The sequence below is a fragment of the Deltaproteobacteria bacterium genome (assembly GCA_035063765.1).
GTDB lineage: Bacteria > Myxococcota_A > UBA9160 > UBA9160 > PR03 > CAADGG01.
This window is the reverse complement of sequence record JAPSFT010000025.1, coordinates 46,806-53,293: the sequence shown is the minus strand read 5'-3', so window position 1 is coordinate 53,293 and position 6,488 is coordinate 46,806. Positions and strand designations below refer to the sequence as shown.

Here is a 6,488-nt window from a genome sequence, read left to right as displayed (position 1 = left end):
GCGACGGCCATGGCTCGGTCGCGCGCCTTGCGAGCGGCCCGTAGCCGCGATCTCGGTGCACACCCAGCCGCCCGCGACGGCTCGAGACTTCGACGGCGAACTTCCGACACAGGACACTAGCGCAGCGAGATCGAGCCGTTCGAGGTGCGCAGCTTGATCGGGGTACCGCCCTTGCCGAGCTGGCCGGTGAGGCGGCCGCCGCTCGAGCGGGTGCAGCGGCACAGCGAGCGCTGGTTGCGGATCACGCCGTTGTCGACGCGCAGGTTCACGTCGGCGTCGACCTCGTCGGGCAGCTCGAGGGCGATCTTGCCGTTGCTCGTCGCGAGCACCACCGGGCCGCCGAGCTCCTCGATGGCGGCGTGGATCAGGCCGTTCGAGGAGGAGGCGTCGAGCGCGCCGCGATGGCGCTCGACCTCGATCTTGCCGTTGCTGGTCCGCGCCAGCAGGCGCCCGCACACCCCCGCGCACAGGAGCCGCGCGTTCGAGGCGTGGATCTCGACGTCGCCGCTCACGTCCTCGACGCGCACGGCGACGTTGCTCGAGCGGACCCGCAGGCCGTTGCCGAGGCCGGCGACGCAGACCTTCCCGTTCGAGGCCGAGACCTCGACGCGGGTTCCGCGCGGGACGCGCAGCTCGAGGTTCGCGTGCCCGCGCCGGTTCCAGCGCCGCGGCGCCTCCACCTCGAGCTCGGTGCCGGAGTCGGTGTCGTGGCGCACGAGGCGGATCTCCTGCGCCATCGCCTCCGCGGCCGCCGTGCTCTCGGCGCGCGCCACCTTCTGCATCTTCACCTCGACGTCGCTCCGGTCCTCGCCGAGGATGCGGGTCATGCCGTTGGCGTTGTCGAGGCGCAGCGCGCCCGAGCGCGGCGCCGGCAGGGTCCGTGTCTCGAGAACCTCGACCCGCTCGCTCCACGGGATGCCCGCGAGCAGCGAACGCAGGAACCCGCCGAGCCCGCCGCGGCCGTCGCCCTCCGCGCACGGGCCCTCGTGCTCGTGGACGTGCTCGTGGCCGTGACCGGCCCAGTCGGAGTGCGGGGAGCGCGAGCTCATGTCGCCTCCGCCGGTGCGAGCCGGGCGGCGTGCTCGAGCAGCCGCGAGAGCACCGGACCGCCCGGGCCGCGCAGCGAGATCGTCGCCGCCCCGCTGAGCTCGCTCTCGTCGGGGTTCACCTCGATCACGACGCCGCCGGCGCGCAGCACCTCGTAGGGGAACTCGGCCGCCGGGTAGACCGTCGCCGAGGTGCCGGCGACGAGCATGCAGTCGGCGCGCTCGACCGCGCGGAAGCAGGCGGCCAGCACGTCGGCCGGGATCGGCTCGCCGAAGACCACGATGTCGCCCTTCACGATCCCGGAGCAGCGCGGGCAACGCGGCGGCAGGTCGTCGGGGTCGATCGCGAGGGTGTCCGGCTCGAAGCGCGCGTTGCAGGCGAGGCAGCGCAGCAGGCGGTGGTTGCCGTGGATCTCGAGCACCTGCGCGTGCCCCGCCTGGCGGTGGAGGTCGTCGATGTTCTGCGTGATCAGCGCGGCGAGCAGGCCGCGGCGTTCGAGCTCGGCGAGGGCGAGGTGGCCGGGGTTCGGCTTGGCCTGGCGCACCGCCTCGCCGAGGGCCCGCATCCAGTCCTCGCGCGGTGCGAGCCGCTCGCGCCAGGCCCCGGCGGGGTCGCGCAGGAAGCGCTGGTAGCCGTCCATCGGGGGCTCGCCGTACCTCGTCCAGATCCCGCCCGGGCCGCGGAAGGGCGGGATCCCGCTCTCGACCGAGAGCCCGGCACCGGTCAGCGCCACCGCGTGGCGCGCGCCCACCAGGGCCTCGGCGGCGCGGCGGATCCCGGCGTCGAGGGTGGGGGTGAGCGCGAAGGTCGTGTCGGGGAGGTCCGTCATCGCGCGGGTCCTAGTGCAGCCGCGGGCCGGAGCGGTCGTCGTTCCGGGCGCGGCTGCGCCAGTCGTCGGTCTGCACGGCACGCAGCCGACGCCTCATCCGCCAGCGCCGCCAGCGGTACTTGAGCTGCGCGAGCGAGGGCACCGGCAGGCGCAGGGTCTCGCCGTGCGCACGCAGCAGGAGCCAGCCGACCAGCACGCCACCCAGGTGGCCGAGATGGCTGACGTTCGGCGGGCTGAGGATGGCCTCCATCACGAACAGGATCGGGATCAGCCAGATCGCGCGGAAGGCGACCGGCGGGAAGATGAACATGATCGTGCGATCGGGCCAGGTGAGCGAGTAGGCGAGCAGCACGCCCATCACCGCGCCCGAGGCGCCGAGCGTCGGGACCGAGAGCGTCGCCGGCGAGGCGATCCCGAGCCACACCGCGACCCACGGGTAGCTGACGATCAGGAAGCCCGCGCCGACACCGCAGAGCAGGTAGAAGCGCAGGAAGCGCTGCGCGCCCCATGCCATCGCGAGCGGCGAGCCGAACATCCACAGCCCGAACATGTTCGCGGCGATGTGGCCGAGCCCCCCGTGCAGCCACATGTAGGTGAAGGGCTGCCAGAGGTAGAAGCGCGTCCAGAAGTCGATGGGTGTGGCCGCGAACATCCCGGGCAGGATGTCGACCGCCTGCGCGAGGAAGACCGCGAGGTTGGCGATCAGGAGCTGCTTGATGACCGGCGGTGTCATCGGCGGCCCGAAGCCGACGCCGCCCGGCGGAACCCCGCGTCCGTACAAATCCGCTCCTCGTCGCGATCGCCGTGCCCATGGGGGACTCGCTCGATCGGGCTCGGGCCGGGCGTGCCGGCCGGTCGTGTCGCTCCGGTCGCTCCGGTCGCGATCGGTTTCGTTCGCTCGCCTCGCGGGTCGGGCGCGGCCCCGCGATGGCTCCGAGCGTAAGTTCCCGTGAATGCTCGGTCAACGAGCTTGACGGCCGATCACCGGCCGGGCTTCAGGCCCCGGCGAGATCGGTCATGACGCGCTCCGCCGTCGGGCGGTCGAGGCCCGCGAGGTCGAGCAGCGGCAGGTCGATGCCGAGCCGGCGGCGGATCCAGGCCAGGCGGGCGCGGCACTCCCGGACCGGGCCGGCGAGCACGGCCTCCCGCAGCTCTGCATCGGGAACCTCCGAGAACCAAGGGTTCCAGCGCCGGAACGCCGCGTGGACCCCGGGGTCGTCGGGGTCCTCGCCAGGGCGCGCGAAGACCCACATCGAGCGCGCGATCCGGGCCGGGTCGCGCCCCCGCCGCCCGCAGGCCCCGGCGAGACGCCGCGCTGCGTCATCGACCCGTGCGGCGATCGGCGGGAGGTTCACGTCCCAGCGGTCGGCGTGGGCGGCCACGACCTCGAGCATCCGGGGGCCGCGGCCGGCCACGGCGATCGGAAGCCTCCCGCCGCGCGGGAGCGGGCGCACGCGGGCGGCTTCGAGGCGGACGAAGCGGCCCCGGGCGCTCACCGTCTCGCCGGCCCACAGGCGGCGGAGCACGGGCAGGGTCTCCTCGAGCCAGGCGATGCGATCCGCCGCGGGCGGGAACGGGAGGCCGAAGCCGGCGTCGGCCGGGTGCGCGCCGATCGCGATCTGGAAGCGCAGGCGGCCCGGCGCGATCCGCTCGGCGGTCGCCACCGCCTGGGCCAGCTTCGCGGCGTTCCAGTGGTGCACGAGCCGCAGCGAGCCGATCTCGATCCGCTCGGTCGCGGCGAGCAGCGCCACGGTCGCCGTCCAGCCGTCGAGCACGTCGCCCTCGCCGCGCGAGGGCAGCATCGAGACGTCGCCGTCGACGAACGCGCAGCGGTAGCCGAGCGCCTCGGCCTGGCGCACCAGCGCGAGCAGGTCCGGCCACGCCCAGCAGTGCCAGCCGAGCGCGACGCCGAGCGCGCCGCTCAGCGCAGGCGCCCGAGCCGGCGGGCCGCGTGGACCAGCGCCAGCGCGCTCTTCGCGTCGGCGAGCTCGCCGCTCCAGACGAGCGCGAGCGCCGCGTCGAGCGCCATCGGCACCACCTCGATCACCTCGTGCTCCTCGCGCGCGGGCGGCACCTCGACGAGGTCGAAGGCGGCGAACAGGTGGATCCGCTCGTCGGTGAAGCCCGGCGTGGTCCAGATCTCGCCGAGCCGCTCGAGCCGCCCGGCGCGGCGGCCGGCCTCCTCCTCGAGCTCCTTGCGGGCGCACTGCTCGGGCGTGTCGCCGTCGAGCTTGCCGGCGGGCACCTCCCAGATCGTGCCGCCCGCGGCGTGGCGGTACTGCCGGATCAGCAGCACGCGCCCGTCGTCCTCGATCGGCACCACGCACGAGGCGCCCGGGTGGCGCACGATGTCGAGCTTCGCGACCGCTCCGTTCGGGAGCGTCACCTCCTCCTGCCACACGGTGATCGAGCGGCCCTGGTAGGCGAGGCGCCGGCTCATCGGCGCGCCTTGGGGACGGCGCGGAGCACGCCGGCATGCCGGCGCGGCCAGGGGCAGTCGGCGGCGAGCGGGCAGGCCTCGCAGTGCGGGCGGCGCGCCACGCAGCACACCCGCCCGTGGTGGATCACGCGGTGCGAGTAGAGCGTCCACTCCGGCTCGGGGATCAGCCCCATGAGATCGCGCTCGATCTTCACGGGATCCTCGTGCCGGGTGAGCTCGAGCCGCGCGTGGACCCGCTTCATGTGGGTGTCGACCGTGAGCCCCGGGACGCCGAAGGCGTTGCCGAGCACCACGTTGGCGGTCTTGCGCGCGACGCCGTGGAGCGAGAGCAGCTCCTCCATGGTGCCGGGCACGCGCCCGGCGAAGCGCTCCACGATGTCGCGGGCCGAGGACTGGATCGCGCGGGTCTTCTGGCGGTAGAAGCCGGTCGGGCGGATCATCGCCTCGACCTCGGCGGGCTTCGCATCGGCCAGCGCCGCGGGGGTCGGGTAGCGGGCGAAGAGCGCCGGGGTGACCTCGTTCACCTTCTTGTCCGTGCACTGGGCCGAGAGGATCGTGGCGACCAGCAGCTCGAAGGGACTGCGGAAGTCGAGGGCGCAGCGCGCGTCGGGGTAGGCGGCGGCGAGCCGGCGCACGATGCGCAGCGCGCGGCGTCGGCGCTCGGCGTCGGTCTCGCGAGCCATCGGCGCGCAGGGTAGCAGGAGGAAGGGGTGGCAAAGCGCGAGGAGCGGAGCACGGCGATCCCGTGGCTCGGCGAGGCGGGGGAGCGCGGCGAGGCGCTCGAAGGGCTCTACGTCGCGGGCGACGCCGGGCGGGGCGGGGCCGTGATCGCGCCTCCACATCCGCTCTACGGCGGCAGCATGGAATCGCCGGTCGTGACGGAGCTGGCGTGGGCGTGCACGAAGGCGGGGCTCGCGTCGCTGCGCTTCAACTGGCGCGGCGTCGGCGGGAGCACGGGCGCGCCGAGCGGCGCGCTCGCCGACGGCGCCGGGGACTTCGCCGCGGCGCTCCTCCAGCTCGGGCGCGGCGAGCCGGGGCCGCTGGTCGCCGCCGGCTACTCGTTCGGCGCCGCGGCCGCGCTCCTCGCCGCTGCCGATCAGCCGCGCGTCACGCACCTCGTCCTGGTCGCGCCGCCGCCGGCGCTGCTCGCTGCCGAGCGGCTCGGTGCCGGCGAGCGCCAGGTCCTGCTGCTCGCGGGCCGCCACGACGCGATCGCGCCGCCCGCGGCGCTCGAGGCGATCGCGAAGGAGCGGCCGGCTGTCCGCTTCGTCCTGCTCGAGGACGCCGACCACTTCTTCGCGGCAGGCCTGGCAGCGCTCGGCAACGAGGTCACGCGCTGGCTCGGTCGCTGAGCCCGCCCCGAGAATCGCCGGATCGCCGGGACTGTCCCCCTCAGAGGGCGGGCAGGCGGACGCGGATGCGGGCGCCGCCTCCGGCGCGGTCGCCGATCGAGATCGTGCCGCCGGCCTCGTCGACGAGGCGGCGCGCGATCGAGAGTCCGAGCCCGCCCGGGCGTCCGGCGTGGGTCGAGTACCAGGGCTCGAAGACGCGGCGGCGCAGGGCGGCCGGAATGCCCGGGCCGCGGTCCTCGACCGCCAGCTCGAGCGCGCGGCCGAGCGCGCGGCCGCCGATCCGCACGTCGCCACCGGCGGGTGTCGCCTCGAGCGCGTTGAGCGCGAGGTTCAGCAGCACCTGGCGCAGCGCGTCGGCGGCGATCGCCGGCTCCGGCAGCTCCGGGGCCAGCTCCACCGCGAGGTGCAGGCCACGTTCCGCCGCGCGCCGGGCGACGAGCTGCGCCACGGCGCTGACGGCCGCCGCCGCATCGCAGCGCCGCACCGCGTCGCCGCCCGCACTCGCCGCCCCGCGCGCCTGCTCGAGCAGCGCGTCGAGCAGCCGCTCCATGCGGGCGACCTCCTCGCCGGCCAGGGCGAGGAAGGGCCCGCGCAGCTCCGGGTCGTCGCCGCGCGCCGGGAGCAGCTGCAGGAAGGTCTTCACGGCGGTGAGCGCGTTGCGCACCTCGTGGGCGGTCTCGGCGGCGAGCAGGCCCACGCCCGCGAGCCGGTCGAGGCGCCGCAGCTCGCCGTCGGCCGGCTGCGCCTCGCTGCGGAGGGGCGCACGCCGCCCGGCCCGCGCCTGCGCGCCGGCCGGCAGCTCGCGCACATCGCGCTCCAC

At 75.4% G+C, this 6,488-nt stretch carries 8 protein-coding genes; 1 reads left to right on the top strand and 7 read right to left on the bottom strand.

All coding sequences use genetic code 11. The features are described 5' to 3' along the window. Nucleotides 1-116: 116 nt before the first annotated feature. From OZ948_16755 to nth, 6 genes are all read right to left on the bottom strand, one after another. Entirely contained in the window at nt 117-1,049 is a 933-nt protein-coding gene (locus tag OZ948_16755) for a DUF4097 family beta strand repeat-containing protein (GenBank protein ID MEB2346378.1), read from the bottom strand. Continuing rightward, on the bottom strand, nt 1,046-1,876 hold the full coding sequence (locus OZ948_16750; protein MEB2346377.1) for an NAD-dependent deacylase: 831 nt from the start codon (nt 1,874-1,876) through the stop codon (nt 1,046-1,048). Before OZ948_16750 ends, OZ948_16755 begins: the two co-directional genes overlap by 4 nt. A 10-nt stretch (nt 1,877-1,886) precedes the next feature. Next, nucleotides 1,887-2,657, bottom strand: coding sequence for a rhomboid family intramembrane serine protease (locus tag OZ948_16745; GenBank protein ID MEB2346376.1), 771 nt, complete (start codon nt 2,655-2,657; stop codon nt 1,887-1,889). 214 nt (nt 2,658-2,871) lie between these two features. After that, a complete protein-coding gene (locus OZ948_16740; protein MEB2346375.1) occupies nt 2,872-3,801 on the bottom strand; it encodes an LLM class flavin-dependent oxidoreductase in 930 nt (309 codons plus the stop codon). Next, nucleotides 3,798-4,316: an NUDIX hydrolase gene (locus OZ948_16735; protein MEB2346374.1), complete on the bottom strand. Its 519-nt coding sequence runs from the start codon at nt 4,314-4,316 to the stop codon at nt 3,798-3,800. Before OZ948_16735 ends, OZ948_16740 begins: the two co-directional genes overlap by 4 nt. Next, nucleotides 4,313-4,999 carry an endonuclease III gene (gene nth, locus OZ948_16730; protein ID MEB2346373.1) on the bottom strand — a complete coding sequence of 229 codons (687 nt, stop codon included), beginning with the start codon at nt 4,997-4,999 and terminating at the stop codon, nt 4,313-4,315. Before nth ends, OZ948_16735 begins: the two co-directional genes overlap by 4 nt. Before the next feature lie 27 nt (nt 5,000-5,026). On the opposite strand from nth, the gene OZ948_16725 reads away from it, so the two are divergent. Then, nucleotides 5,027-5,668: an alpha/beta fold hydrolase gene (locus OZ948_16725; GenBank protein ID MEB2346372.1), complete on the top strand. Its 642-nt coding sequence runs from the start codon at nt 5,027-5,029 to the stop codon at nt 5,666-5,668. Between the two features lie 40 nt (nt 5,669-5,708). Here OZ948_16725 and OZ948_16720 read toward each other — a convergent pair whose 3' ends face one another. Next, on the bottom strand, nt 5,709-6,488 hold the full coding sequence (locus tag OZ948_16720; protein ID MEB2346371.1) for an ATP-binding protein: 780 nt from the start codon (nt 6,486-6,488) through the stop codon (nt 5,709-5,711).

What these genes read in the sequence shown, in the direction of transcription:
- OZ948_16735 (MEB2346374.1), bottom strand. Translation starts at nt 4,316, where the DNA reads ATGAGCCGGCGCCTCGCCTACCAGGGCCGCTCGATCACCGTGTGGCAG.
- nth (MEB2346373.1), bottom strand. Translation starts at nt 4,999, where the DNA reads ATGGCTCGCGAGACCGACGCCGAGCGCCGACGCCGCGCGCTGCGCATC.
- OZ948_16755 (MEB2346378.1), bottom strand. Translation starts at nt 1,049, where the DNA reads ATGAGCTCGCGCTCCCCGCACTCCGACTGGGCCGGTCACGGCCACGAG.
- OZ948_16750 (MEB2346377.1), bottom strand. Translation starts at nt 1,876, where the DNA reads ATGACGGACCTCCCCGACACGACCTTCGCGCTCACCCCCACCCTCGAC.